This is a genomic window from Parafrankia sp. EAN1pec, from assembly GCF_000018005.1.
GTDB lineage: Bacteria > Actinomycetota > Actinomycetes > Frankiales > Frankiaceae > Parafrankia > Parafrankia soli.
Window position 1 is genome coordinate 2,635,975 of the sequence record NC_009921.1, and the last position, 26,683, is coordinate 2,662,657.

General features: G+C 73.8%; 21 protein-coding genes. 12 read left to right on the forward strand and 9 right to left on the reverse strand.

What is annotated here, in order from left to right; translation table 11 throughout:
• The first annotated feature begins 224 nt into the window (after positions 1–224).
• Both FRANEAN1_RS10805 and FRANEAN1_RS10810 read left to right on the forward strand, forming a co-directional pair.
• Positions 225–1,838 (forward strand): ABC-F family ATP-binding cassette domain-containing protein, encoded by a 1,614-nt coding sequence (locus tag FRANEAN1_RS10805; RefSeq protein WP_020459805.1) that lies wholly within the window; start codon positions 225–227, stop codon positions 1,836–1,838.
• Between the two features lie 113 nt (positions 1,839–1,951).
• Positions 1,952–2,905 carry a cation diffusion facilitator family transporter gene (locus FRANEAN1_RS10810; protein ID WP_020459806.1) on the forward strand — a complete coding sequence of 318 codons (954 nt, stop codon included), beginning with the start codon at positions 1,952–1,954 and terminating at the stop codon, positions 2,903–2,905.
• A gap of 78 nt (positions 2,906–2,983) precedes the next feature.
• Here the strand turns inward: FRANEAN1_RS10810 and FRANEAN1_RS10815 are convergent, their stop codons facing one another.
• Positions 2,984–4,480, reverse strand: coding sequence for a hypothetical protein (locus tag FRANEAN1_RS10815; protein ID WP_020459807.1), 1,497 nt, complete (start codon positions 4,478–4,480; stop codon positions 2,984–2,986).
• Between the two features lie 353 nt (positions 4,481–4,833).
• Here FRANEAN1_RS10815 and FRANEAN1_RS10820 point away from each other — a divergent pair, with 353 nt between their 5' ends.
• The 3 genes from FRANEAN1_RS10820 to FRANEAN1_RS10830 are packed head-to-tail and all read left to right on the forward strand — an operon-like array spanning position 4,834 to position 8,010.
• The gene (locus FRANEAN1_RS10820) at positions 4,834–5,052 is read left to right on the forward strand and encodes a helix-turn-helix domain-containing protein (protein ID WP_020459808.1); all 219 of its coding nucleotides are present in this window, start codon (positions 4,834–4,836) and stop codon (positions 5,050–5,052) included.
• 2 nt (positions 5,053–5,054) lie between these two features.
• Positions 5,055–5,891 (forward strand): enoyl-CoA hydratase/isomerase family protein, encoded by an 837-nt coding sequence (locus FRANEAN1_RS10825; RefSeq protein WP_020459809.1) that lies wholly within the window; start codon positions 5,055–5,057, stop codon positions 5,889–5,891.
• 55 nt (positions 5,892–5,946) lie between these two features.
• Positions 5,947–8,010, forward strand: coding sequence for an ABC transporter ATP-binding protein (locus FRANEAN1_RS10830; protein WP_020459810.1), 2,064 nt, complete (start codon positions 5,947–5,949; stop codon positions 8,008–8,010).
• A gap of 7 nt (positions 8,011–8,017) precedes the next feature.
• Here FRANEAN1_RS10830 and FRANEAN1_RS10835 read toward each other — a convergent pair whose 3' ends face one another.
• Positions 8,018–8,197, reverse strand: coding sequence for a hypothetical protein (locus tag FRANEAN1_RS10835; protein ID WP_041253997.1), 180 nt, complete (start codon positions 8,195–8,197; stop codon positions 8,018–8,020).
• 283 nt (positions 8,198–8,480) lie between these two features.
• Between FRANEAN1_RS10835 and pyk the strand changes: the two genes are divergently transcribed.
• Positions 8,481–9,896, forward strand: coding sequence for a pyruvate kinase (gene pyk / locus FRANEAN1_RS10840; protein ID WP_020459812.1), 1,416 nt, complete (start codon positions 8,481–8,483; stop codon positions 9,894–9,896).
• Positions 9,897–10,199: 303 nt separating this feature from the next.
• Here pyk and FRANEAN1_RS10845 read toward each other — a convergent pair whose 3' ends face one another.
• Both FRANEAN1_RS10845 and FRANEAN1_RS36925 read right to left on the reverse strand, forming a co-directional pair.
• Positions 10,200–10,700, reverse strand: a complete 501-nt coding sequence (locus FRANEAN1_RS10845) for a pyridoxamine 5'-phosphate oxidase family protein (protein ID WP_020459813.1) — start codon at positions 10,698–10,700, stop codon at positions 10,200–10,202.
• A 2,137-nt stretch (positions 10,701–12,837) separates the two neighbouring features.
• A complete protein-coding gene (locus tag FRANEAN1_RS36925) occupies positions 12,838–13,719 on the reverse strand; it encodes a hypothetical protein (RefSeq protein WP_157472534.1) in 882 nt (293 codons plus the stop codon).
• A 4-nt stretch (positions 13,720–13,723) separates the two neighbouring features.
• Between FRANEAN1_RS36925 and FRANEAN1_RS36930 the strand changes: the two genes are divergently transcribed.
• Together FRANEAN1_RS36930 and FRANEAN1_RS10855 are read left to right on the forward strand one after the other, a co-directional pair.
• Positions 13,724–14,701, forward strand: coding sequence for a hypothetical protein (locus FRANEAN1_RS36930; protein ID WP_157472536.1), 978 nt, complete (start codon positions 13,724–13,726; stop codon positions 14,699–14,701).
• A gap of 122 nt (positions 14,702–14,823) precedes the next feature.
• Complete coding sequence (locus FRANEAN1_RS10855; protein ID WP_020459816.1) at positions 14,824–15,756, forward strand: hypothetical protein; 933 nt, start codon at positions 14,824–14,826, stop codon at positions 15,754–15,756.
• 688 nt (positions 15,757–16,444) lie between these two features.
• Here the strand turns inward: FRANEAN1_RS10855 and FRANEAN1_RS10860 are convergent.
• Both FRANEAN1_RS10860 and FRANEAN1_RS10865 read right to left on the reverse strand, forming a co-directional pair.
• Positions 16,445–17,080, reverse strand: coding sequence for a response regulator transcription factor (locus FRANEAN1_RS10860; RefSeq protein WP_020459817.1), 636 nt, complete (start codon positions 17,078–17,080; stop codon positions 16,445–16,447).
• Positions 17,081–17,562: 482 nt separating this feature from the next.
• A complete protein-coding gene (locus FRANEAN1_RS10865) occupies positions 17,563–18,843 on the reverse strand; it encodes an aminotransferase class V-fold PLP-dependent enzyme (protein WP_020459819.1) in 1,281 nt (426 codons plus the stop codon).
• Between the two features lie 112 nt (positions 18,844–18,955).
• Here FRANEAN1_RS10865 and FRANEAN1_RS10870 point away from each other — a divergent pair, with 112 nt between their 5' ends.
• Complete coding sequence (locus tag FRANEAN1_RS10870) at positions 18,956–19,963, forward strand: 2-dehydropantoate 2-reductase (RefSeq protein ID WP_020459820.1); 1,008 nt, start codon at positions 18,956–18,958, stop codon at positions 19,961–19,963.
• 3 nt (positions 19,964–19,966) lie between these two features.
• Here FRANEAN1_RS10870 and FRANEAN1_RS10875 read toward each other — a convergent pair whose 3' ends face one another.
• A complete protein-coding gene (locus FRANEAN1_RS10875; protein ID WP_020459821.1) occupies positions 19,967–21,250 on the reverse strand; it encodes an L-2-hydroxyglutarate oxidase in 1,284 nt (427 codons plus the stop codon).
• A 92-nt stretch (positions 21,251–21,342) separates the two neighbouring features.
• Positions 21,343–23,232 carry a glycoside hydrolase family 15 protein gene (locus FRANEAN1_RS10880; protein WP_020459822.1) on the reverse strand — a complete coding sequence of 630 codons (1,890 nt, stop codon included), beginning with the start codon at positions 23,230–23,232 and terminating at the stop codon, positions 21,343–21,345.
• A 159-nt stretch (positions 23,233–23,391) separates the two neighbouring features.
• On the opposite strand from FRANEAN1_RS10880, the gene FRANEAN1_RS10885 reads away from it, so the two are divergent.
• Positions 23,392–23,793, forward strand: a complete 402-nt coding sequence (locus tag FRANEAN1_RS10885) for a hypothetical protein (RefSeq protein ID WP_020459823.1) — start codon at positions 23,392–23,394, stop codon at positions 23,791–23,793.
• Here the strand turns inward: FRANEAN1_RS10885 and FRANEAN1_RS10890 are convergent.
• Positions 23,777–24,355, reverse strand: a complete 579-nt coding sequence (locus tag FRANEAN1_RS10890; RefSeq protein WP_020459824.1) for a PGPGW domain-containing protein — start codon at positions 24,353–24,355, stop codon at positions 23,777–23,779. The two genes, FRANEAN1_RS10885 and FRANEAN1_RS10890, sit on opposite strands and share 17 nt — an antisense overlap.
• Before the next feature lie 595 nt (positions 24,356–24,950).
• Between FRANEAN1_RS10890 and FRANEAN1_RS10895 the strand changes: the two genes are divergently transcribed.
• Together FRANEAN1_RS10895 and FRANEAN1_RS10900 are read left to right on the forward strand one after the other, a co-directional pair.
• Positions 24,951–25,433, forward strand: a complete 483-nt coding sequence (locus FRANEAN1_RS10895) for a cation:proton antiporter regulatory subunit (protein WP_198145619.1) — start codon at positions 24,951–24,953, stop codon at positions 25,431–25,433.
• A 24-nt stretch (positions 25,434–25,457) separates the two neighbouring features.
• A complete protein-coding gene (locus FRANEAN1_RS10900) occupies positions 25,458–26,672 on the forward strand; it encodes a cation:proton antiporter (protein ID WP_020459826.1) in 1,215 nt (404 codons plus the stop codon).
• Positions 26,673–26,683: the final 11 nt, after the last annotated feature.

The following is a 26,683-nucleotide window of genomic DNA, read 5'->3' on the forward strand; positions in this document are numbered from 1 at the left end:
GAAAGGCGTACCCGCAACGCCTGGTGGGCGCACCCGCGCGGCGGTAGTCACCGACCGTCCGGCGCGGGACGCCCGTCGGGCGCGTTGCCGCGGCCCGTACCCTGGAGGACATGACCTCTGCCGCGTCGTGAGGCGGGCGTTTCCCAGGCACTCCGGTGTCGTGGTGGCCAGCCGCTGACACCTGATACGCGCACGAATCCGATGTACGAAAGAGGCCGACCCTCATGATCATCGTGTCCGAGCTCGAGCTCCGTGCCGGAGCCCGCACACTGATCGAGCCGGTCTCGTTCCGGGTGCAGCCGGGTGACCGTATCGGCCTCGTCGGCCGCAACGGCGCCGGCAAGACGACGATGCTGAAGACGCTCGCGGGGGAGACCCTGCCCTTCGCCGGCAAGGTGGACATCCGCGGCGAGATCGGCTACCTGCCGCAGGACCCGCGCACCGGCGACCTCGCCGACACCGCCCGCGACCGCGTGCTCGCCGCCCGAGGCCTCGACGTGATCCTGCGCGAGATGGAGAAGCTCCAGCTCGAGATGGCCGAGTTCGTCGACGAGACGGCCCGCGACACCGCGGTGCGTCGCTACGGCCGGCTGGAGGAGCGGTTCGGGATGCTCGGCGGGTACGCCGCCGAGGCGGAGGCGGCGCGGATCTGCTCCTCACTCGGCCTGCCCGACCGGGTTCTCGGCCAGCAGATCGGAACGCTCTCGGGTGGCCAGCGCCGCCGCGTCGAGCTGGCCCGGATCCTGTTCGCCGGTTCGGGGAACTCCGACGCGACACTGCTGCTCGACGAGCCGACCAACCACCTCGACGCCGACTCGATCACCTGGCTGCGTGACTTCCTGCGCGCCCATTCCGGCGGCCTGATCGTCATCAGCCACGACGTCGACCTGCTGGACAAGAGTGTGAACAAGGTTTTCCATCTCGACGCCAACCGCGCCGCGCTCGACGTCTACAACGTCAACTGGAAGACCTATCTCACCCAGCGCGATCAGGACGAGCGCCGCCGGCGGCGGGAGCGGGCCAACGCGGAGAAGAAGATCGACTCGTTGCGGGCGCAGGCCGACAAGATGCGGGCGAAGGCCACCAAGGCGCGCGCGGCACACCAGATGGACCGCCGCGCGGAGCGCCTCGCCTCCGGCCTCGCCGAGGTCCGGGTCGCCGACCGGGTCGCCAAGCTGCGCTTCCCCGATCCGGCTCCGTGCGGCCGCACGCCGCTGACCGCCACCGGCCTGTCGAAGTCCTACGGCTCGCTGGAGGTGTTCACCGGCGTCGACCTGGCGATCGACCGCGGCACCCGGGTCGTGGTCCTGGGCCTCAACGGCGCCGGCAAGACGACGCTGCTGCGCATGCTCGCCGGCCAGGAGACCCCGGACGCCGGCGAGGTGCACCCGGGGCACGGCCTGCGCCTGGGGTACTACGCGCAGGAGCACGAGACGCTCGACACCTCCCGCACGGTGCTCGACAACATGCGCGCCGCGGCGCCCACCGCCTCCGACGTCGACCTGCGTCGCATCCTGGGCGCATTCCTGTTCGGGGGGGACGCGGTCGAACAGCTCGCCGAGACGCTCTCCGGCGGTGAGAAGACCCGGCTGGCCCTGGCTGGCCTGGTCTGCAGCTCGGCGAACGTGCTGCTGCTCGACGAGCCGACGAACAACCTCGACCCGGCGTCGCGCGACGAGGTCCTGAGCGCACTGCGCACCTACCGGGGCTCGGTGGTCCTCGTCACGCACGACCCGGGCGCGGTCGAGGCACTGAGCCCCGACAAGGTCCTGATGCTGCCGGACGGCGTCGAGGACACCTGGTCGCCCGACCTCGCCGATCTCGTCACCCTGGCCTGATACCACGGGAGCACCCGGCGGCGCCCGGAGGTGGCCACCTTGACACACTGGGCCCTCGGTTCGGGCGCCCATCGGCGCGCGGGAGACAGAACACGGGACGAGAGCGGGAGCACGTGAGCACAGAAGGCGGCACCAAGGCGGTCGTGGCGGCACTGCTCGCGAACCTGGGCATCGCGGTCGCGAAGTTCGTGGCGTTCCTCTTCACCCGTTCGTCGTCCATGCTCGCCGAGTCGATCCACTCCGTCGCCGACTCGAGCAACCAGGCGTTGCTCCTGCTCGGGCAGCGCAACGCCAGCCAGCCGGCGGACGAGGAGCACCCCTTCGGCTACGGGCGTTCCCGCTACATCGCGGGCTTCCTCGTCGGCATCGTGCTGTTCAGCGTCGGCGGGCTGTTCTCCGTCTACGAGGGCGTGGAGAAGCTGCGCCACCCCCACGAGCTGGAGAGCGGCGTGGTGGCGATCGTGGTCCTCGCCGTCGCGATCGTGCTCGAGAGTTTCTCGTTCCGGACGGCCATCAAGGAGTCGAGGCATCTCAAGGGCTCGGGGTCGTGGTGGCGCTTCATCCGGGACGCGCGCTCCCCGGAGCTGCCGGTCGTCCTGCTGGAGGACCTGGCCGCGCTGTGCGGCCTGGTGTTCGCCCTGGCCGGGGTCGGCCTGACGCTGCTGCTCGACGAACCGCTCTGGGACGGCGCCGGCACCCTCGCGATCGGCATCCTGCTGCTGGCCGTCGCCGTGATCGTCGCGATGGAGACCTACGGGATGCTGGTCGGGGAGGCCGCCACCCCGCAGACCGTCGAGGCGATCCGGCGGGCGCTGAGCTCGGCGCCGGCGGTCACCACCGTGATCCACATGCGGACCCTGCACCTCGGCCCGGACGAGCTTCTGGTCGCGGCCAAGATCGGGCTCGACCCGGATCTGACCACGGCCCAGGTCGCCGCCGCCATCAACGAGGCCGAGGCGCTGCTGCGCGACGCCGTGCCCACCGCGCGCCGGGTCTACCTCGAACCCGACATGCCGCGGGGCGAGGTGGCCCAGCCGGTGCCGCCCGCCGCCGCCGAGCGTGCCTGATCGCCAAGCCCATCTGATCGCCGAGCCCGCCTGGGCCACGAGGCGTTCGGGCGCGTTCTCCGGCCGGGTCCGCGCAGCTCAGCCGTTCCCGAGGAAGACCCGCAGGACGATGGCGGCGAGGGCGCCCGTCCCGATCAGCAGGCCCGGAAGGTCACCCGCGCGCACCGTGTCGCCCGGTCCGTCCGGGCGGGGGCGCGGGGCCAGCGCCGCCACCGCCAGCCACGGCGCCAGCGGCAGCCAGGCCAGCTCCACCCCACCCCAGGCCAGCCCCGCGCACAGGCTGAACAGCACCGCGGCGCCGGCGCCGACCAGGAACGGCCAGCCGGGGGTCAGCCGGATCCGGCGCAGCGCGCGGACCAGCACCGGCCCGCCGGCCAGCAGCACCACGACGGCGTCCAGGGCGAGCCAGGCCAGCATCGTGGCGGGCCCGGTGTCGACCCGGGCCCGGGTGAGGCCGTCCGGCCAGGAGAAGCCCCAGGCGAAGAACAGCCAGAGCGGGAGCAGCGCGCCGAGCCCGGTGAACACGTTCATCAGCGGCTGGCGCCGGACGAAGTACGCGGCCGCGACGGCGACGCCCAGCCACACCACGGCGTAGTCGAACAGGCCGCTCACCCCCAGCAGCAGGCCCGACAGCAGTGCCCACAACAGCCGCCATCGCCGGCCCGGCTCGCACCCGAGCACCCCCACGGCGACCGCCGCCGCCGCCGGCAGGATGGCGACGGCCCGCGGCGACGCGGCGGCCCACAGCGCCCACGGCGTCAGCACGAGCACCGGGACGGCCCGGCGTGCCGCCGTCTCGTGGCACAGCGAGCGCACCGCGACCGCGACCAGCGGGACGCCCAGCGCGGTCAGCGCCGTCAGCGCCAGCCCGAGCGGCACCGCGCTCCCGGCCCCGTCAGCCCCGTCGGCGAGGTCGCCGAGCCCGAGCTGGTCCAGCCCCCACACGAGCAGCACAGGGCCGGGCGGATGGCTTGTGAGCAGGCTGGAGGGCGCCCGCGGCAGGTCCGTCGCGCCGGCCTGTGCCGCGGACACCGGCCCGTCGACGGACTGGGCGACCCAGCCGGCGAGGTAGCCGAGCGGGTCGTCGCCGACGGCGCCGGCGGCGGTCAGGTACACCGGCGGCGGGCGCAGGCCATCGGTGAGGCCCGGGCCGGCCGCCGCGGCCAGGGCGAGGCTCCAGCACAGTGATCCGGCGAAGCCGAACAGGAGCAGGAGCGGCCAGCGGGCGCGGATGGCCCGGCGGGCGAGCGCCAGGGTGACGATCGCCACGAGCACCGGGAGCAGCGTCGCCGGCGCCAGGTGGGGCGTGCGCCAGCCGACCGGGAACGGCGCGGCGGAGCCGAGGTCCACGTCGGTGGCGGCGATGAGCCCGCTGAGGAGCAGGCCGAACCCGGCCGCCGCGCACCAGAGCCCGACATCGACCCCCTCGGCCCGCAGCGCGGACAGGGCCGGGGTGCGACGGGGCAGCGTTCCGGTCACCTTGCGTGTACGGATGTGCCGCGTGGGTTCCTGCCGGGCGCTGGGTGTGAGCCGCGCCGGTGAGGGCGCCGCCCTCGTCGGCCGGCCGTTGACCATGCATGCACCGTAACCAGTCCCGGCGGCCCGCGGATCCCCGCGGGGGAGCCGAGACGGATGTACCGTCGGTGACGATGTTCGACGCGCCGCGCGGGAGCCCCTGCCCGATCGGATCCCAGCCGGCCGCAAGACTGGCCGCTGTGTCGTCGAACTCGGGCTTCGGGCGCGCTGTAGCAGGTCAGGGGCTATGTGACTGCTCGGAGTCGGCTCGTCGGCGTGCGCCTCGGACGCGTGCGAGGCTGTCCCGGCGACTGCACCACCGCGTGTGATGGATCACACGGGCTTCGAGTGGCGCGGACACCGAAGCTGGGTGAAGATCGGTTCGCAGATCATCGAACACGGAGGGGGCCACATTGGCCGAGCTTAGGAAAGGAACCCGGATCACCGGGGCGGAGCGGGACAAGCTCGCTGCCGAACTTCGGAAGAAGTACGAGTCCGGGCAGAGCATTCGCCTGCTTGCCGAGTCGTCGGGTCGTTCGTACGGGTTCGTCCACCGGATCCTGTCCGAGTCGGGCACGACGCTGCGCGGACGTGGGGGCGCGACCCGGGGTACCAAGAAGAAAAGCGCCTGACCATGAGCATGCCGGCCGCCGCCGACCCGGCGGCGGCCGGGCTGGGCGTACTCGCAGCTGGCCCTTGCGTCTCGCTCACTGTGAGTGAAGATGTGTCGGGTTGGGTGGGCGACACGCCCACCCTCCCGTCCATCGCCGCGGCGATGGACGGCATCCTGCGCGACCTGCGCGGCGACGTCCGTGTCGTCGTCGTGAACGCCGTACACCGTCTGTCGGCTCCGGTCGACCACAAGGTCGACCACAAGACCAGCCACGAAATCGAACACAGAGCCGATCACGAGGTCGGCCACCAGACCGGCCCGACGGCCGGCCCATCCGCCGGCGGGGTCGCGGCCGGGCGGAACCTCGCCACGTGGTCCCGGGTCGCGCGCCGGCTGTCCGAGCGGCCGGACCTGCTCAGCATCGCTGTCTCCGCCGGGCCGACGACGGGCCCGGGGCTGGCACTGGCCCTCGCCTGCGACCTGCGGGTACTGACCGAGGACGCATCCCTGTGCCTCACCGAGGCCACGGCCGGTCGCGTGCCGGGCCTGGGCGTTGCGGGTACCCTCGTCGACACCGTCGGCTACGCCCGCGCGCTTGCGCTCTGTCTGACCGGCAGGCCGGTGGGCGCGCGGGACGCGCTCCGGCTCGGCCTCGCCGCGCTCGTCGTCCCCCGCCGGGACCTCGACGCCGAGGTCGGCCGCTTGGTGGACCGCCTGCTCGCGGTGCCGCCCGACGTCAGCGCGGAGACGAAGGCGCTGCTCGCCGGCGCCCGCGAGCGGTCGGGCATCCAGCGCCGCGCGGCGGAGGACGACGCCCTCGCGCGGGTCCTCGCCACGACCGCCGGGAATGCGGGCTAGCAAACCCTCGCTTACACCGTTACGTAGTAACACGTAGCGGTGCGTCGGAGGCTCCATGAGAACTGCGGTCGACAACTGGTCCACGATGCGCTCGTTCCAACGAGACCGCTCGGTGACACGGGCCAGCCTGCGCCCGGGGACCGTCCGCCGCATCGTCGGCTTCGCCCGCCCCTACCGCCGGCTGCTCGCTGGTTTCGGCGTCCTCATCGTGCTCGGCGCGGCGACCGGCGCCGTCACCCCGCTGCTCTTCAAGGCGATCATCGACGATGGGATCGTGCCCGGCCGGGCCGGGGTCGTCCAGACGCTCGCCGGGGTGGTCGCGGCTCTCGCCGTCGGCGAGGCGCTGCTCGGGCTGAGTCAGCGCTGGTTCAGCGCCCGCATCGGCGAGGGCCTGATCTACGAGATGCGCTCGCAGGTGTTCGACCACGTGCAGCGCCAGCCAATCGCCTTCTTCACCCGCACCCAGACCGGCGCGCTCATCACCCGGCTGAACAACGACGTCCTCGGCGCGCAGTCCGCGTTCACGAACACGCTGTCCGCCGTGCTGTCCAACATCCTGTCGGTCGCCTTCGTCCTGATCGCGATGATCAGCCTGTCCTGGCAGATCACCGTGGTCGCGCTCGTGCTGCTGCCCGTGTTCGTCGTGCCGGCGCGCCTGCTCGCGCCCCGGCTGGCGGCGCTGACGCGGGAGAGCTACGGCCTCAACGCCGAGATGAACACGATGATGACCGAGCGGTTCAACGTCGCCGGGGCGATGCTCACCAAGCTCTACGGCGAGCCCGACCGTGAGGTGCGTACCTTCCGCCGCCGCGCCGGGCGGGTCCGTGACATCGGCGTGACCCAGGCGATGTACGGGCGGATCTTCTTCGTGTCCCTCACGCTGGTCGCCTCGCTGGCGACGGCGATCGTCTACGGCGTCGGCGGTACCTTCGCGGCCCGGGGCAGCCTCGAGGTCGGCACGATCGTCGCGCTCACCGCCTACCTCACCCGGCTCTACGGCCCGCTGACGCAGCTGTCCAACGTGCACGTGGACGTGATGACCGCGCTGGTCTCGTTCGAGCGGGTCTTCGAGGTTCTCGACCTGCGGCCGGCGATCGAGGACGCGCCGGACGCCGTCGAGCTGCCGGCGGGGCCGGTGGCCGTCGAGTTCGACCATGTCGGATTCCGCTATCCGGCGGCGACCGAGGTGTCACTGGCCTCGCTGGAGTCCACGGCCGTGCTCGACAGCAGGACGCCGGAGCCGGTGCTGCACGACGTCACCTTCCAGGTGGGCCCCGGTGAGCTCGTGGCGCTCGTCGGCCCGTCCGGCGCGGGGAAGACCACCATCAGCCAACTCGTCGGACGGATGTACGACGCCCGGGACGGCGCGGTCCGGATCGGGGGGCTCGACGTCCGTGCGGTCAGCGGCCGCTCGCTGCGCGCGGCCGTCGGCGTGGTCACCCAGGACGCGCACCTGTTCCACGACACGATTCGGGCCAACCTGCTGTTCGCCCGGTCCGACGCGACGGAGGAGCGCATGTGGGCGGCGCTGGACGCGGCCCACATCGGCCGGGCGGTGCGCGACCTGCCCGACGGGCTGGACACGGTCGTCGGGGACCGTGGATACCGGCTCTCGGGCGGTGAGAAGCAGCGGCTGGCCATCGCCCGGCTGCTGCTCAAGGAGCCCGCTGTGGTTGTCCTGGACGAGGCCACCGCCCACCTGGACAGCGAGTCGGAGGCCGCGGTGCAGCGGGCGCTGACCGCGGCGCTGGCCGGGCGCACGTCGCTGGTGATCGCCCACCGGCTCTCGACCGTCCGGCGGGCCGACCGCATCCTCGTGGTCGACGGTGGGCGGATCGCCGAGAGCGGCACCCATGACGAGCTGATGGCCCTCGGCGGCCTCTACGCCGAGCTTCACCACACCCAGTTCGCTACGCAGGACGACGCCGGGACCGGCGGGCGGCCGGGTTCGCGGGCCGCCGCCGATGCCGCCGATGCTGCCGTCGTGGGAGAGGTGGGCGAGGCGGGTACCCCGGCTGCCGCGGGGGTGACCGGGCCGCCGGCCGACTGGAGCTCCGGTGCCCGCGTCACCCTCGACCCGCCGAACGGCGGGGTGGCGGCCCTGCCGGCCGCGCGCTGACTGCCGCTCAGGCCGCCTGGGCGACGGAGGTCACACCGGCCGGGCCGGTCGGCGAACCGGTTGTCACGGATGCCGCGTCCAGTGACACGGTGTCCGTGGCTGCGGTGTCGGGCTCGAGGGCCTCGTGGGGCAGCGCGATGTCCACGTCGCCGGAAGGCCGCCGGTGAATTGCGGGATTGTTGGTCATGGCCGGGCTCCAGGTTGTTTCAGGGCGGTAACATGCCGCGGTCTGGACGTCCGGGATCGTGCGGCGCCGTTGCCAGCTTTCCCGTAACTGTCGCTTCACCCGCTCTTGCGGGTGGACCATGCGAAGGTACGCCTGCTGTGCCCTTGCGCGCAGCATGTGTCCGAACGCCCGGGTGCGAAACGGTCACAGAACCTCTCGGGACTAAGTGGCCCAGAACCGCCGGATCGAGTGTGTCACCAGGGCCCATGTCCTATCCCGGGCGTTCGTTACCTAGGCTTTGACCGTGCCACGAAGAGCCAAGATAGTTTGCACCCTCGGCCCGGCCACCAACTCTCCCGAGATGGTCCGGGCCCTCGTCGACGCCGGAATGGACATTGCCCGGCTCAACTTTTCGCACGGAACGCACGAGCAGCACGCCGCTGCGTACGCCCTGGTGCGCGAGGCGGCCGCGGCCGCCGGCCGCAGCGTGGGGATCCTGGCCGACCTGCAGGGGCCGAAGATCCGCCTCGGCAGGTTCGCCGACGGCGGGGTCACCCTGCTGCCCGGGCAGCATTTCACCGTCACCATCCGTGACGTCCTGGGAGATCAGGAACAGGTCGGCACCACGTACCCGGGCCTGACCCGGGACGTCGCCGCCGGGGACACCATCCTCGTCGACGACGGCCGGCTGAACCTGCGGATCGACGGGGTCGAGGACACCGACGTCCGCACCACCGTCGTGATCGGCGGCAAGGTCAGCGACAACAAGGGGATGAACATCCCGAGCGCCGCGCTGACGGTGCCGGCGCTGTCCGAGAAGGACGCCGACGACCTGCGCTTCGCGCTCGAGCTCGGCGTCGACATGATCGCGCTGTCGTTCGTCCGGTCCGCCGAGGACTACGCGGCCGTCCGCTCGATCATGGACGAGGTCGGGATCCGGGTTCCCGTCCTCGCGAAGATCGAGAAGCCGCAGGCCGTCGACGAGCTCGACGGGATCATCGAGGCCTTCGACGGCCTCATGATCGCCCGCGGTGACCTCGGTGTCGAGCTGCCGCTCGAGGACGTCCCCCTCGTCCAGAAGCGGGCCGTGAGCCAGGCGCGTGAGCGGGCCAAGCCGGTCATCGTCGCCACCCAGGTGCTCGAGTCGATGGTGAGCGCGCCCCGGCCGACCCGCGCGGAGGCGAGCGACTGCGCCAACGCCGTGCTGGACGGTGCCGACGCGATCATGCTTTCGGCCGAGACCAGTGTCGGGTCGTATCCGGTCGAGTCGGCCGCGACCATGGCGCGGATCATCGAGACCGCCGAGGCGGATCTCGGCCGCATCCCCCCGCTGCGGACCCCGCCGCGCACCCTCGGCGGCGCGATCGCCCAGGCGGCGGTGAGTGTCGGGGAGGCGGTCGGTGCCCGCTACCTGGTGGCCCACACCCTCAGCGGGGACACCGCCCGGCGGCTGATCCGATACCGCAGCTCGGTGCCCGTCATCGCCTTCACCCCCATTCCCAGCGTGCGCAGCCAGATGGCGTTGCTGTGGGGTGTGGAGACGGTGCTGGTGCCGTTCGCGGAGAGCACCGACGAGATGGTCCGGCAGGTCGACACGGCCCTGCAGCAGGTCGGGCACTGCCGGCCCGGCGAGCTGGTGGTCGTCGTCGCCGGTACTCCGCCGGGCGTCGCCGGCATGACCAACGCGATGCGGGTGCACCGCATCGGCGAGGCGGTCTGACCGGGCCCGCGGGCCCGTGCCCGCCGCGGGAGTGCCGCCGCCGGTCGCTCGCGATCGGTGGCCCGTGGCGGGCTGGAGCGGCACGATCGTGGTGGGGCCGGCCGTGGCGGAACGAACAGTGCGGGGCCACCGGGCCGGAGCCCGGTGGCCCGCGGCCGCCCGCCACCCCATTTCCCGCGCTGCACCTTCGGCGCCGGGCACGACGACAACTGCTGAGCGGCGAGCTTGCGGCCGCGGGCCGCCGCGGTGCGGGACGAGCCGTGGTCGGGGACGAGTTGCCGTCCGGGACGAGCCGCCGTCCGGTCAGCCCGCCCGGGCGAAGTCGATGACGCGCCGGGGGTCGTCCGGATGGTTGATCTCGTCGAAGAGGATCCAGCGGTCGACCCGGATCTCGTAGAGCCGGTGGGCGTTACCGTCCGCCAGCATCATCTCCACGTTCGCCAGCTCGCTGCCCTGCGGCCACCGCCCGTGATAGATCGGCAGCAGTGCGTCGGCCTCCGCCACCGGTACCTCCTCCGCGGTACCGGCGAAGCTCACGCCTTGGACCTCCTGGCCCAGCCCGTCGAGCTCGATGGTGACGATCGCGCCGGCCACCCGACGATCGGCTCTGATGTTCCTGCAGTGGGTGCGGTCGGGCCTGGAGATGAAGAACAGACGGTCCGGTTCGAACGAGCTCGCGTACCAGAGGTTGCAGACGGCGGGCTCGCCGTCACCCGCCAACGTCGCGATCTGCATCACTTTGCCGTCGCGGACGTAGTTCCGGGTCACGGACAGGTCCGTCGAGACGGCCTTGGACGTCGACACGGGAATCCTCCCAATCATCGGGTGTGGGCCGTGCAGCGTGAACAGCGTGCCCGGCTGGCGGGCGGCCGGTGGCTCCGCCGGCTGCCGGACGCCCGGGCGCGGTTCTGGAAAATGCCCTCGATCGTCATTTCGCGGGGGGAGGAACGATCGACCCGGCGCTTTGCGCGGAGCGCGCCGACCAGCACCGGTATCGCGCGAGGGGTTCTCCCCCCGATACCCGGTTGGGACGCGGTTCGCGGATCGAAAGCAGGATTCAGAACAGGCTCCTGAGGAACTCGGAGCTCGGGCGCGTCGACCACGCCTGTCGCCTGGCAGGGACACACTGTGCGGGTATGGTAGCCGACGTCCGAGTGACACTGCTGTGTGTAATAGGTCCTGTGCGTCGGGCCGTGTGGGCCGGGTCCATGGTGACGCCGCGTTCCCTCCTGGCGCCGCCTGCGCCGACGGGAAGCCTGTGCACGGGCACGGAAGTGGGCCGACGCGCGGGCGCGGGGTTGTTCCGCGCGATCCCATCCGTTAGCGTCGGCGCGCCCGCCCAGCGGCTCCACGACGGCGCCGTCCGGGTGCGACCGTGAACCACGTCTCCGGCGTGTCATCCGTGCCGCTTCGCGCGGGTCGATCCGACCGGCCCCGCTCTCGTATGTCTGGGCGAAGTAGGACGATTCACCCGGGCCGCCTTCCGTCGGTCAGAGCACGGACGGATACCGTCGCCCCGGTTCGCCGGTAGCCCGTCAGGGCACCGGATGGAAGCGCTGCGCGTCAGGAGTGAGTGCATGGCCGACCAGGGCGACCCGGCCGAGAAGCCGGTGCCCGCCGCGGAGCCGCCGGGTGAGCGTGGCCGATCCGGCGGTCCCCGCCCGGGCGGCCCGCCCGCGTTCGCTTCCGCTCCAGCCCCCGACCGCCAACCGGCCGACCGCGGACGCGCCGAGGGCCCGGCTGACCGCCAGCCCGCCGACCGCGGACCGGGATCCGGCGATCGGCGCCCCCCTGCATCGGGGCGTGACTCGGCGCCGGAGCGCGGCGGACGGCCGGGAGCCGCACCGCCGCCTCCGGCGAACCCGTCCCGCCCGGTGGCACCGACCCGCCCCGGTGTGCGCCTACCACCTCGCGACGGGACGTCCGCCCGCGGCGGGACGCAGCCGGCATCGCCCCAGGCGGCACCGCCGGCACGGCCAGGCACGCCCGAGAAGCCATCGGCACCCGGTAGCCCGGCACCCACCACACACGCGGGACCCGCGGCGCCGGTGAAGCCCGCCGGGCCGATGAACCCGGCGCCGCCGGTGAAGCCCGCCGGGCCGGTGAAGCCCATGGGGCCGGCCAAGCCCGGTGAGCCGGCGGCGCCTGCCGGGCCGGTGAAGCCCGCGGCGCCGGTCAGGCCCGCGATGCCACCTCCTCCGCCAAGACCACCCGCGCGCCCGCCTTCGTCCGGGCCCGCCGGCCAGGGCACGGCGGCGCGGCCGGCGGCTGGCACGAAACCGTCCGGCCCGGCCACGCCTGCCACGTCGGCAGCCTCGTCGGCGTCGGCCACATCAGCGGCGCCGCCGGCCAGGCCTGCGGCCACGACGCCGGCAACGCCGCACGCCGCGACGAAGCCGCCCGCCACGTCCGCGGGCCAGGAGAAGTCGCGGGCGTCCGCCAAGCCGGCCGCACCGGAACCGACGTCGAAGAATCCACGGCCACAGAGCGCAGGGCCACAGAGCGCAGGGCCACAGAGCGCAGGGCCACAGGGCGCAGGGACGCAAAGCCCGGCGTCGCAAAGCCCGGCGTCGCAGAGCCCGGGGCCGCAGAATGCGGCGCCGGCGAACCCAGGATCGACTCGGCCGCCGGGTTCCGGGAAGCCGGCGACGCCGGCCTCGGCGCCGAGCGCTGGGAGGCCGGCCTCAGCTCCGAAGCCCGGCTCGCCCGCGCCCTCCTCCGGCGCCTCGCCGTCTTCTGGCGCCACGTCGTCCTCCGGTTCCGCGGCGCCCGGCTCCGCGCGGTCCGCGTGGCCCTCGCCGCTGCGGCCGGCATCCCCGGCGGCGGGATCGGTGAACCGCCCCGAGACGTTGCGTCCCCCTCCCGCTCCGGCGACGGGTGCCGGCCGCGGGCAGCCCGACTCCGGCCCGGAATCACCCCCGGCCCGGGACGCTCTGCGCCCCTACCAGGGACAGCCGGCACCGGCTGCCCGCCGGGCCCCGGCGGTTCCGCGGAACACCGGGACGGGTGCGCCGAACCAGCCGGCACAGCCGGGCGGGCAGCCCGGCGCGGCTCCGGACCGCTCGAATCCGCCCGGTGCCAGGGAACCATCGGCCCGCGCCGCGGCGGGGACGTCCGCGCCTTCGACGGACCAGACGACCCCGCCGGCGCCGGCAGATCGGGCCACCGGCGGGCCGGACGAAGACCAGCGTCCCCGGCCGCTGTTCGCTCCGCGCCCGTCCGCTACAACGCCGTCGTCCCGATCGCTTCGACCGACGCCGCCGACCCCGCCGCCCACTCCGCCGGCGCCGCCCGTCCCGCCAGCCCGGCCCACCGGGCCGCCCACATGGCACACGGCGCCGGGGAGCCAGACGCGGTCGGCTGATCCGTCCGCGCGTTCGGGCTCGCCGGCCTCTCCGGTGGCGCCGACGTGGCGGTCCAGCCCGGCGCCGGCCCGGACACCGGGCGAGGACCGCCCGACGTGGTTCGAGCGGGCGTCGGCGGGCGCGACGGATTCCCCCGAGGCGGCCGGTGGCGGTTCCGACCAGCCCGCGGCGCCGCTCGGGGACCGGCGGCCATCGACATCCTCGGCATCGACAGGCACGGCGTCGGGCGCGGCGCCGTCCACTGCCGTGCCCTCCTCGCCGGCCGCGCCGCCAAAGTCCGCCCCGTCGCAGAGCGCGGCGCCGTCACAGTCGGTCAGGCCGACCGGGACCGCGCGGTCCGCCGGATCGGGCGGTGGCGGTGCGCGGTCCGCTCGCGCGACATCCGCGACGCCGGCGGCGAAGCCCACCCACACGGAACCGTCCACGACCGCCCGCGAGGCCCTCGATCCGCCGACCATGCGGGTGGACCTGCGCCGCCTGGCCGGCCGGCGGCCCACATCGGGGCCGGACGCGGAGTCGAGCGCCCCTGCCGTGCCCGAGCAGCAGACGGGCGGGCGGACGTTCGACGCGGACCCGGGCATCCCGCCGGACTCGCCCCCCACCACGGGCTTCGTGCGTCCCGCGACCGGCCGCGGCGCCGAGCCGGCGACCCGGCAGCGCCAGGATCGACCGGACCCGGGCACGGCGGTGCCGGGCACGGCCGACCCGGGGCGGCCCGCGGAGCCGGGACGACCGGACGATCCCGGCCGGTCCGCCGATCCGGCGTGGACACCCGACGCCGCGCCGCATCGGACCTCGGACACGACCGGGCGCGGGCAGCCGTCCGCGGGGGAGCGCGCGGCGACCGATCGGCAACGACCGGCGGAGCCCCGGCCGGCGGCCCCGAGCCCCGGCCCGGCCGCGGACTCCGGCCCGGCGGTGGATCCGGTGGAGGATCTGGGGAACCGTGCCGGGCAGACCCGCCGCGAGCACCGCACCGCCGCCGCGCCGATGGCGGTGCGCAGCCGCCGGGACATGGCCCTCCTCGCGCTCGGCGGGGCGGTGGCGGCGGTGGCCGCCTTCCTTCCCTGGAGCACGTTGACGAGCGGGGACGAGACCCGCACGTTCACCGGCATCACCGTCGGTGACGGGCGATTGACGCTCGTCACCGGGCTGGTGATGGCCCTGATCGGCCTGGCGTCGCTGCGCGGCCGTGGCCGCCGGGCGGGCGGGGCCGGTCCGGCCGGGCCGGCGGCCGATCTCCTCGTCGCGAGGGCGTCGGCGCTGCTGCTCGTGCTCGTCTCCGGGTTCGATCTCGCGCTGGGACCGCCGTCCCTGTCGTCCTTTCGGGCCATCTCCGCCGATGTGATAGCCGTCCGGCCGCAGATCGGCGTGGTCGTGACTCTGGTGGCCGGGCTCGTGGCGCTGGCCGCGGTGGCGCGCCCGCGGTCCGGGCGGTAGCGGCCCAGCTGACCGGCCATGCGCGGCCGGCGGCGGCGCCGTTGCGCCCGCCGAGGAGACCACATCGTCCGCGACCGGAACTCGAACATGTGTTCTATCGTAAGCGACATGGAGAACGTGAGGTGCCCAGCGGGCCGTGTGCCGTTGCGATGGGCGGCATGCGGCCGCTGTCCGCGCGTGGTACCACCGTCACGGGGCGCGGGGATGCCGCGCCCACCCGCCGGCCCGACCGGCACCAGGGCTTCGGTGGTGGACGGCGGGAGGACCGGGTGGGCGAGCATCGGCAGCGGAGCCCGTGGGCCCGTCCGTCCGGCGGCGAGAACGTCACGCCGGACGACAGATCACGGGTCGACGCGGGCCTGGCGGCCTGGCGGGCCGCGGCAGAGGCCACCGCCGATCCCCGCTGGGGCAGGCCGTCGGCCGAGCCGGAGGCTGGGCGAGCCGTGGTGGTCTGGGGCCGGTGGGCCGCGGGTGAGACATCGCCAGGCGTCCCGGCGAGCAACGGCGCCGAGACCGTCCCGCGGGCCGCTGACGTCGTGGACGCCGCCTGGCCGGGAGCGTCCGGCCCGGGGTCGGCGGGCCCGGGGGCCGCCCCGGCGCGCTCACTGCGGCGCCTGCTGGCGATCCTCTGCCCGCCGCTGGTGGTCCTGGCCGGGGGCGCGGCGGTCATCGGCTCGACGATGACGTGGGCCACGGTGCGCGCGTTCGGCATCGTGGAGTTCGCCATCCACGGCACGGATCCCGACCAGCACGGCCAGCTCACGATGGTGCTCGGGATCCTCGCGATGGTGGCGGGCCTGCTGCTGGCGGGGCGGCGTGTCGACTGGGGCCGCATGCTTGCCGTGATCGCGGGCCTCATGCTGATCCTCACGGCCGTCGTCGACGTCGCCCGCTTCCGCCGAGGCGGCCTGCTCTTCGGGACGGGTTTCGACGCAACTACCGACCTCGGTCCGGGCCTGTGGGTGATCAGCTTCAGCGGGGTGGTGCTGGTCCTCGTCGGTGTGCTCGTGCGCTACACCCCACTGGCCCGCCCCGCGGCGGTCATGGAGGACTGACCGCCCCAGCGGCGGTTGCCGAGGACTGAGCGCCTGGCGTCGAGCCGAACGGTATGCGGGCGCGGTCCATGCCGCCGCGTGGCCGCGGCTGCATCAGCCGGGGACAGGGCAGCCGATCTCTGCCCGACGGGCGACCGCGGTGATTTTCCCTGATTGTTCTCAGGGCATTACCGGGGGACCTTGGAGAGGTAACCCGGATCAGGTGCGCGGCTGCGGGTTCACCCCGGCGGGCTGACCCCCGTACGGGGGTCAGCCCGAGGATGTCTTTGGGGTCATGACGGAATAGCCCCGTCTTGGCAGACTCTGTGACGGCACGGCGGGTGACGGGGGGTGGGACGTTCGGACCGGGGGGCCGGCGTCCGATCACACCCGCTGGCCCGAAGCGCGCGTTCCATCGGGCAGGGACGGCGCGAGGCGTGCGCCGGACGCGGGGATCCGGCGTGCGTCGGGCAGTGGGCACCGGCCGCCCGGGCCGGTGCCCACTGCGCCCGGCCCACAGGTGCACGGGCCCGTCCTGCCGGTGGGGCTGTGGGGTCGTGGCAACAGGGTGCTCCCTGCGTGGCACAGGGCGCGTCGGGATGGGGCGGCGTCGTGTCGGCGCTCGGAGGGAGACCGTCTGGTCGAGCGATTCGCCGCGAGTGCGCTGGGATGCGAGTGGTCTGAGGGCGCGGCACGTGGGCGGCTCCGGTCAGTCGAGGTGGCCGTCCTCCTTCGCGCGCTTGTAGAGATCGATCTTGGTGTCGGCGTGGCGGCCGGCTTTGCGGTACTTCACCCGCACCCGCTCGATGTACTGCTTCGCGGTCTCCGGGGAGACGGTCATCTTGCGGGCGACGGTCTTGAGTGGCATACCGGTCGCGTAGAGGCGCAGGGCCTCCAGCTCCTTGAGTGACAGCGTCGGCCGGTCGGGCGCCTCGTCGGTCAGGAGCATGAACGCCAGCTGGGGTGAGACCCAGCCGGTCCCCGCCCCGGCCGCGCGGATCGCGGTGGCCAGCTCGCCAACGTCGTCGGTCTTGGTGACGAAGCCAACGGCGCCCGCGCGCATCGCGCCGCGGACGGCCTTAGGGTCGCCGAGCGCGCTGAAGACGATCACCGAGGCGCCGATGCCGGTGAGTTTCCGGATGTTGTCGGGTGCCTCCGAGCCGTCGCCGAGGTCGAGGTCGAGCAGGACGACGTCCGCCTTCCGGCCCGGGCCGGCCAGCAGCTCGGCGATCGACGTCGCCGTGGCCAGAAGGGTGAGGCCGTCGAGCCCTTCGATGACGTCGGCGAGGCCGCGGAGCACGATGGGGTGGTCGTCGACAGCGGCGACCGAGATGAGCCTGCTCACCGCGTGGTCGACTCCCGCTGTGTTGCGCTGTGGGTCACGTCGCTCCCGTTCTGCCCGCCGTCGGGCATACGCGTGACGTGTCCGTCCCCCCACCGGAACGCCACCGGACACCTTGCCTGCAACGCAGCTATTTCAGCAGACCGGCACCTGGCGTTACCAACAGGTTCCCGGACGCATCAGGTCCGGCGGGCATTCCGGTCCAGTTCGGTGACCGACCGTGCCGTCCGCGACCGGGTGGTGGCGGGTCTCGGGGCGGGTGTCGCACCGGAGAAGCAGCACTGGGCCGATCATTGCCGTCGCACCTACCAGCCGATCTTACGGGTGGCTCGAATTCGACTACGGACCGTGGGTGGCGAGCGTTGCGGTAGCTGTCGGTGGCCGCGAGTGCGGTCCGTCATCATCGTTATCATGTGATCGCTGACGGTGTCCGTCTCGGTGGGTCAGCGGGCGTTGTCGGCTGACGGGCTGCCGGCGGCGGCCCGTCACGGCCCCGGGCGGCCCCACCTGTCGAGGGCCTCGGCGAGCTGCTCGATCTCCGCGGGGCTGCTGTAGACGTGCGTGCTCGCCCGCAGCACCGGTGCGGTCAGCTCGGGTGCCCGGCCGGCCGGGACCGGGCTGGTCAGGATCCGGGCCTCGACGTACAGCGCCCGGCAGACCGCCAGCGGATCGACACCGGCCGGTGGGCGCAGGGTCACGATGCCGGTGGGGGAGTCGGCCTCCTCGCCGAGGCGCCAGCCGGCGACTCCGTCGAGGGTGCGGCGCGCGTGCCGGGCGAGGGCGATGATCCGGTCGCGCATCGCGCCGAGGTCCTCGGCCAGCAGCTCGGTCAGCGCGGTGGCCAGCCCGACCCGGCTCGCCACCGCCGCCTCGCCGACCGCCATCCGGGATGGGCCCGGCAGCGGTCGCGCGGGCAGCGCGGGATGGGCCCGCAGGTCGTGGGGGTGGGCCGAGTGGAGGCTGGGCGCCCCGGGGCCGAGGCGGTCGACGACGTCCGGGCGCACCGCGGTGAAGCCCGCGCCGCGGGGGCCACACAGCCACTTGCGTGAGGTACCGACGTAGGCGGCCGCCCCGATGCCGGCGAGGTCGACCTGGCCGAGCGACTGGGCCACGTCGAGGATCAGATCGACGCCCGCGGCGGCGCAGCGGGCCGCCGCCTCCGCCGCGGGCTGCGCGACGCCGCGCTGGCTCGGGACGTGCGGGAACGTCACCAGGGCGAGGTCCTCGAGGCGGGCCGGGCCGGGCACGCGGTCGAGGCGGTCGAGGTCGATGCGGCCCAGCGGGTCCACCGGGAGCTCGACCAGCTCCAGGCCGTCGCGGGCCGCGCGGGTCGCCAGCAGCAGCAGGTTCGACCCGTACTCCCCGGGCACGACGCCGACGCGGGAACCGGGGGGCAGTGGCCAGGCGGCCAGGAGCGCGGCGAATCCGGTGCTGGCGGAATGCTGGAAGACCACGTCGTCGGCGGTGAGCCCGGGGCCCAGCAGCGTCGCGAGCCGGGCCCGAGCGCCGGCGAGGACCTCCGCGGCCTCCATCTCGGCGATGTAGGCGCCCACCAGGTTCTCCTGGCGCAGGTGGTCGGTCTGGTCGGTGACGGTCGCGATGCTCGGCCGGGCGGCCGCGGCGGCGTCCAGGTGAACGACGCCCGCCCGCGCCCGCGCCGCGCGCCAGCGACGGCCGATCTCGGGTTCCGGAACGACGGCGTGCCCGCGGCTCAGGCGGGCCCGGTCGGCATCGAGGGCGGGGATCGTCCTCCGGCGCGGTTCCATGTGGTCAGCGTCGCAGCTGCCCGGCCGGGCCGGGCCGGATCCGGTCGCCAGGCACCGGACGGGTGAGCCCCGACCGGTCGGCGGACCCGCGAGATGGTGGCAGGCTCTGCGTATGGACGTCGTGCCCGCGCGGGACGCCGCGGTGCTCCAGGGGCGGGTGCTCCCGCCCGGCCCGTCCGGTACGCGTGGCGCGGCGGCGGGGCGGCGCCGGGTCGCGGTTGTCGGTGCCGGCGCGGTGGGCGGGTACTTCGCCGCGCGCGCGGCCGAGGCCGGTGCCGAGGTGCTCCTCTGCGTGCGCGGCGGCGGCTTCGACCGCCTGCGCATCGTCCGGGCCGGCCCCGCGGCCGGCGGAGGCGTCACCGAGCTGCGGCTGCCGGTGGTTCGCGACCCCGCCGATCTCGGCGGGCCGGTGGACTGGATCGTGCTGGCCACGAAGGCCCATCAGACCCCGGCCGCGATGGGATGGCTGCATGCCGGCCTGGGAGCAGGGACCGGAGTGGTGGTCGCGCAGAACGGGGTCGACCACGCCGAGCGGGTCAGCCCACCCGTCCCGCGTGACGCCGTCCTGCCGGCGGTGGTGTACCTCAATGCCGAGCTGGAGCGGCCGGGTGTGGTCCGGCATCTGGCCTACGGGGTGCTGCAGGTACCCGACGGCCCGCTGGGCGAGCGCTTCGCCGGGGTGCTGCCGCCCGGCGACGTCCGGCTCGTCCCCGACTTCGCCACGGCCGCCTGGTCGAAGCTGCTCAGCAACAGCGCGGCGAACTCGCTGACGGCGCTGACGGCACGCGGTCTCGAGGTGCTCGCCCGCCCGGATGTCGGCGAGCTCGCGCTGGCGGTCATGCGGGAGACCGCCTCGGTGGCCCGGGCCGCCGGCGCGCGCATAGCCGCGGACGCCCCGGAGCGCACGCTCGCCCGGCTGGGCCACCAGCCGCCCGGCGCGGGGACGTCCATGCTGCGTGACCGGCTGGCGGGCCGCCCGCTGGAGCACGACGCGCTGCTCGGAGCGGTCGTCCGGACGGGCGGGCGGCTCGGGGTGCCCACGCCGACCTGCGCCGTGCTGCTCCCCGTGCTCGCCGCCCTCAGCGCCAGCCCTGCCGTGGGACCGGGTGGGACGCCCTGACGGTCAGGACGTGCGTTCGGGTACCGCGTCGGCGACGATGTGCTCCGCGATCGCCAGCGACGCGGTCGCACCCGGGGACGGGGCGTTGCGCACGTGGACGACCCGTCCGCGCACGGCGAGGACGAAGTCGTCGACCAGGCTGCCGTCCCGCGCGACGGCCTGGGCCCGCACTCCCGCCGGGCCCCGCACGACGTCCGCGGTGCGCAGCTCGGGAACGTAGCGTCGGGCCTCGGCGACGAACGCGCGCCTGCTGGCGGTGCGCAGTATCTCCTTGGCGCCGGTGCGCCAGTGCGTCTTAGCCATCTTCTGGAAGCCCGGCCAGGACAGGGTCTGCCGCAGGTCACCCCGGTCGACGGTGCCCACCGTGTAGCCCTCGCGGGCGGTGGCGAGCACGGCGTTGGGGCCGACGAGGATCTCCCCGTCCACCCGCTTGGTGAGGTGGATGCCCAGGAACGGGTAGCGCGGGTCGGGCACCGGGTAGATCAGGCCACGGACGAGGTTGCGCCGCTCGGGGCGCAGCAGCCAGTAGTCGCCGCGGAACGGGATGATCCGCGGCGAGCTGTCCTCTCCGGTGAGCGCGGCGACCTCGTCGGAGTGCAGGCCGGCGCAGGAGATCAGCCGGTCGAACGGGCCGACCGACTCCGACACCACCCGGACCGTCCCGCCGTCGACCGCCGCCGTGTGGTGGTTCCCGTTCGGCGCGACCGGCGCGGAGCCGCGTACCCGCAGCCGCAGCCGGACGCCCGCCGGGCCGTCGTCCACGCCGATCACCTCGGCGCCGGTGCGCACCGCGCCGCCCGCGTCCAGGATGTCCGCGCGCAGCGCCCGGGCGACGGCCGGGTAGTCCACGATCGCCGTGGTCGGGGAGTGCAGCGCGGCGACCCCGCGGGCGTGCGGCTCGATCGTGCGCAGCTCGGTGGCGTCAAGCATGCGGGTGTCGGGCACGCCGTTGGCCGTCGCCCGCTGCGCGATGTCGTCGAGCCGGCCCAGCTCGCTGTCGTCGACGGCCACGACGACCTTGCCGCACTCCTCGTAGCGGATGCCGCGGGCCTCGCAGTACTCGCGCAGCAGGCCGACGCCGCGGCGGCACAGCGTCGCCTTCAGCGAGCCCGGCTTGTAGTAGAGGCCCGCGTGGACGACGCCGCTGTTGCGCCCCGTCTGGTGCTGGGCGACGTCATGCTCCTTCTCGAACACGGTGACCGTCGATCCGGGCACGACCTGCCCGAGCCTGCGTGCCACCGCGAGCCCGAGGATCCCGCCGCCGATGACCGCGATCCGCTCCGCCACCCGTGCCCCGCCTCCACTCGTCGACCTGCGCTCCAGTATCCCGGTACACCGTCCGTGACCGGTGCCGGCCCGGCCGGCGGCCGGTGCCATGGTCAGCCGAAGAAGTGGCCCGGCGGGTGCGCGCGGTCGGTGCGCGAGCGCGGCCGGCCGCGCAGCGCATCGGTGAGCGTGCGCGCGGTGTTGACCAGCGGGACGTGGCTGAACGCCTGCGGGAAGTTGCCGGTCATCCGGCCCAGCCGCGGGTCGTACTCCTCGGCCAGCAGCCCGACGTCGTTGCGCAGCGCCAGCAGCCGCTCGAACAGCTCCTGCGCCTCGTGCACCCGCCCGGACAGCGCGTAGTTGTCCGCCAGCCAGAAGGTGCAGGCGAGGAAGGCACCCTCCCCGGCCGGCAGGCCGTCGACGGCGCCGTCCTCGGCCGTCGGGTAGCGCATGACGAAGCCGTCCTCCATCAGCTCGCGCTCGATGGCGGCGACGGTGCCGACGACCCGTGGGTCGGTCGCCGGCAGGAAGCCGACGAGTGACATGTAGAGCAGGGCCGCGTCGAGCTCCTTCGAGCCGTAGAACTGGGTGAACGTGTTGCGGTCGGAGTCGAACCCGCGGGCGCACACCTCGTGGTGGATCTCGTCCCGCAGCGCCGACCACCGCTCGACCGGGCCGGGTAGCCCGGACTCCACGATCCCCCGGACGGCCCGGTCGGCGGCCACCCAGGCCATGACCTTCGAGTGGACGAAATGCCGGCGCGGCCCGCGGACCTCCCAGATGCCCTCGTCGGCCTTGCGCCACCCGGTCTCGAGGAAGTCCATGAGCTTGGTCTGCAGCTGCCAGGAGCCGTCCCGGCCGTCGTCCTCGGAGGAGTGGATCCCCGCGAGGAAACCGTCACGGGCCGAGCCGGGACGCCGGTTCGCCACCGCGACGCGGGCCACGTGCAGGGCGTCGAGGACCTCCCCGTAGACGTCGAGCTGGAACTGGTCGACGGCGGCGTTTCCCACCCGGACGGGGGAGGAGTTCTCGTAGCCCGGCAGCCACGGGACCTCGTACTCGGGCAGCCGCCGCTCCCCGGCCACGCCGTACATGATCTGCACCCGGGACGGGTCGCCGGCCACGGCGCGCAGCAGCCATTCCCGCCAGGCCGTCGCCTCGCTGGTGAAGCCGGCGTCGAGCAGCGCCAGCAGGGTGATCGTGGCGTCGCGCAGCCAGCAGTAGCGGTAGTCCCAGTTGCGGACGCCGCCGATGTGCTCGGGCAGCGAGGTGGTGACCGCGGCGACGATGCCGCCCGTCGGGGCGTAGGTGAGCGCCTTCAGGGTGATCAGCGACCGGCGGACCGCCGGCTGCCACTGGCCGTCGTAGGTGCAGCCGGCCATCCAGTCCGACCACCATGCCTCGGTCTGCGAGATCATCCGCCGGACATCCTGCGGGGCTGGCGCCGGTTCGTGCGAGGGCCGCCAGGTGAGCGAGAACGGGACGGACTGCCCGGCCGAGACGCTGAACTCCGCGTAGGTGGCCATGTCGTGCCCCTCCATCGGGGCGGTGGTCCACAGCGTCACCGAGTCGGGGCCGGCGATCGCGGCGACCGAGTGCTCGTCGAGCCGGCGCACCCACGGCACGATCGAGCCGTAGTCGAACCGGAAGCGGGTCTCCGACCGGAGCCGGACGGTGCCCTGCAGGCACTCCACCAGCCGCAGGACGACGTGCGCCCCCGCCCGGGGGAACATCGCGTCGACGATCCGGACGATGCCCGACGCGGTGGTCATGTCGGTCTCGAGCACCAGGGTGTCGCCGCGGTAGCGGCGGCTCACCCCGATCACCGGCTCGACCGGCGCGATCTTCCAGTGGCCGGACTCGTTGTCCCCGAGCAGCGCGGCGAAGCAGGCCGGGGAGTCGAACCGAGGCAGGCACAGCCAGTCGATCGAGCCGTCGCGGGAGACCAGCGCCGCCGAGTGAGTGTCTCCTATCAGCGCGTAATCCTCGATCAGGGATGGCACGTTCTCTCCTAGTTACCAGGGCCGGCTACCGTGCTGTGCCGCACAAGGTCGTTCACCTTACGGACCCGTCCGGCGGAATACGTTGAGGGTCCCGGTGTACGCCGCTCCGTGGCGCCCGCCGGACCAGATTTCGTGCCCCGCTGTGACAGGAATCGCCTGATGACGACGTCCGCCCCCCCGCACTGGATCCGCCAGACGATCGGGTACCTGACCGATCCGCGGCGCCGAGCGGCGGTGGTCCTGGGCGGGCTGGCGACGGTCGGGCTGATCGTGTTCGGCGTGTACGCGGTGATCGACGGCCCGCCGCTCAAGGTCGAGGCGGTGGTGTACTTCGACCCCGCCGCGACGGCCGCGGAGAAGGACGCGGTCCGCGCCGCCTGCCCCACCGTCGGGGGAGCGCGCCAGGAGCCGCCCGACACGGACAACCTCGCGACCAGCCGGGCCTACCCGCTGCGCTACGACATCTCGCAGGCATCCTCGGCTGACAAGGCGGCGATCTACAAGTGCGTGCAGGGCCGGCCGAAGGTGATCGGCATCAGCGAGTTCACGCAGGGCCAGTAGCCCGCTGCCGGCTCGGCTCGGCGGGCGCGGAGTTCACGCCGTGCTCGGGCTTCCCGCCGTGCTGGAACTCCCTGTCCTGCTCGGACTCCCCGTCCTGCTCGAGCTTCTCGGCGTGCTCGCGCTGCTCGATCAGCTCGGCCGGTGTCGGCAGCCCGGCCTCGCGGGCCTGCCGGGCCTGCCAGAGGCTCACGAACATCGTCGAGAGCACCACCAGCCCGGAGAAGATCAGGCTGCCGCCCGACCACGGCGACGACGCGGGCAGCGTGTCGACGACGATCCAGACGATGCCGGCGGCGATCATCCCGATGCCGAACACGACGGTGAACGCCGTCGAGAACGCGTTGGCGGCGGCCTGGTCGGCCAGGTCGGCGGCCTTCTGCCGGGCCTGCTCGAACCGGTGCCGGGCCCACTCGTACTCCAGGCTCAGGATGAAGAACCCGAGCGCGACCACCAGGAAACCGGGGCCGGGCAGCGCGAGCATCGCCACGCCGAGGCCGAGCACCGCCAGCCCCAGGATCGTGAGGGCGACTCGCCGGGCCAGCCGTGCGCTTCGATTGAGCACGATGCCGTCTTCCCGGCCCGCAACCGGGCCTGCGTCGTGGGCCCGCGGAGCGGGGCCTGTCTCGGAGCCTGTCCGGGCGCCTGTTCCTGCGCGTGGCACGGTGCCGCCGGCGGCCCACGTCCTCCGCACGTGCAACGGCCCGCTGTGCGAACGGCGTTCCCGCTGACTGCCGCCCGAACCCGCCGCCCGCTTTCGGACGGCCCGTCCGGGCGGTGCCGGGACACGCCGCCTGGGCACGCCGCCGGACGGCGGGACACCGGTTTCCGACCACGTCCACCTGCAGCTTGCTTCCACCTGCAGTTTGCGCCACCTCGTGGCCCCACGGGTGGCACAAAGGCTGTCGACATCACGTCACCGGTCCGGCCGGCCGGACCGGACCGGACCGGTGCGGTGCCGGTTCCGCGGGTTTGCCGGGTGCCCGGATCGGACGGACCGGGGCCGATCGGTCCCCGGCGGGCTACTGTGACGATCGGAAGCGGGACCGGCGGCGGGCCCGGCGGGCGGCGGGGGGGCGTCAGTGCCCGACCGGGTGTCCCGGGCCCGGTCGGCGTCCTCCCGGAACGACGCGTCAGCGCTGACGGAGGCTCAGGAAGAAGTGGACGTCGAGGAGACCCCGCTGCCCGGGATCGGGCTGCGGCACGACTTCAGTACCCGCTCGGGCCGCCGGCTCGGCGTGGTGAGCCGCCACGACGGACGTCGTGACCTGGTCATCTACGATGCGGAGGATCCGGACGCATCCCGCGAGTCGATAACACTCACCCCAGAGGAGGGGGACGTGCTCTCCGAGCTGCTCGGCGCTCCGCACATCGTGGAGAAGCTCGCCGACATCTCGCGCGCGTTCGCCGGCCTCGTCGGTGAGCAGATCGAGATAACCGCGGGCTCCCCGTACGCGAACCGCATACTCGGCGACACCCAGGCGCGTACCCGCACCGGCGCGTCCATCGTCGCCGTCGTCCGGGATCACCAGGTCCTCGCGTCGCCGCGCCCGGACTTCCAGTTCCACCCCGGGGACGTCGTGGTCGTCGTCGGTACCCCGGAGAACACCGCCGCCGTCGCCCAGCTGCTGCGCGCTGGCTGACGGGGAACGGGCGACCGACGACACGTGCACGACACGGCGAGGATCTTCCTCGAGCTGGGCGCGGTGCTGTTCGCACTGGGAGTGCTCGGCCATTTCGCGTTGCGGGTCGGTATCTCACCGATTCCGCTGTACCTCATCGGTGGTCTCGCCTTCGGGCACGGCGGTGTCCTGCCGCTGGGCGCCAGCGAGGACTTCATCGAGATCGGCGCCGAGATCGGTGTCATCCTCCTGCTGCTGACACTCGGCCTGGAGTACACCGCCGAGGAGCTCCTGCACGGCCTGCGAAGACAGGCCCCGGCCGGGGTGCTCGACCTGACGCTCAACGCCGTCCCCGGCGTGGCGGCCGCGTTCCTGCTCGGCTGGGGGCCGCTGGCGGCGGTGGTCATGGGCGGCGTCACCGCGATCTCCTCGTCCGGGATCATCGCCAAGGTCCTGGGGGATCTGGGCCGCATCGGTAACCGGGAGACCCCGGTCGTGCTGTCGGTGCTCGTGCTCGAGGACCTCGCGATGGCCGTCTACCTGCCGGTGGTCACCGCGCTGCTGGCCCATCACACCTTCGCCCGGGGCTCGCTGACCGTCGCGGTGGCGCTGGGCGCGCTCGTCGCCGTCCTGTACGTCGCGCTGCGGCACAGCGACAAGGTCACCCTGCTCGTCTTCAGCCCGAACGTGGACCGCAACGACGAGGTCCTGCTGCTGCGGTCGCTGGGGCTGACCCTGCTCGTCGCCGGCGTCGCCCAGCGCATGCAGGTCTCCGCCGCGGTCGGCGCGTTCCTGGTCGGCATCGCACTGTCCGGGCCGGTCGCGGAGGGCGCGCACGAGGTGCTGATGCCGCTGCGCGACCTGTTCGCCGCCGTGTTCTTCGTGTTCTTCGGCCTGCAGACCGATCCGGTCGAGATCCCGCCCGTGCTGCTCGCCGCGTCCCTGCTCGCGCTCGCCGGCGTGGCGACGAAGATCGTGACCGGATGGTGGGCCGCGCGGCGCGCGGGCATCGCGACGATGGGCCGCTACCGCGCCGGCGCCGCGCTGGTCGCCCGCGGCGAGTTCTCGATCGTCATCGCCGGGCTGGCGGTCGCCGCCGGAGTGAACCCGCAGCTCGGGCCGCTGGCCGCGTGCTACGTCCTGCTGATGGCGGTACTCGGCCCGCTGGCGGCGCGGTTCGTCGAACCGGTCGTGCGAACGATCCGCCGCTGGTCACGGGCCCGCAGGCCACCGGATCCCGCCACCGCGCGCGGCGCGTGACCGCCTTGCCG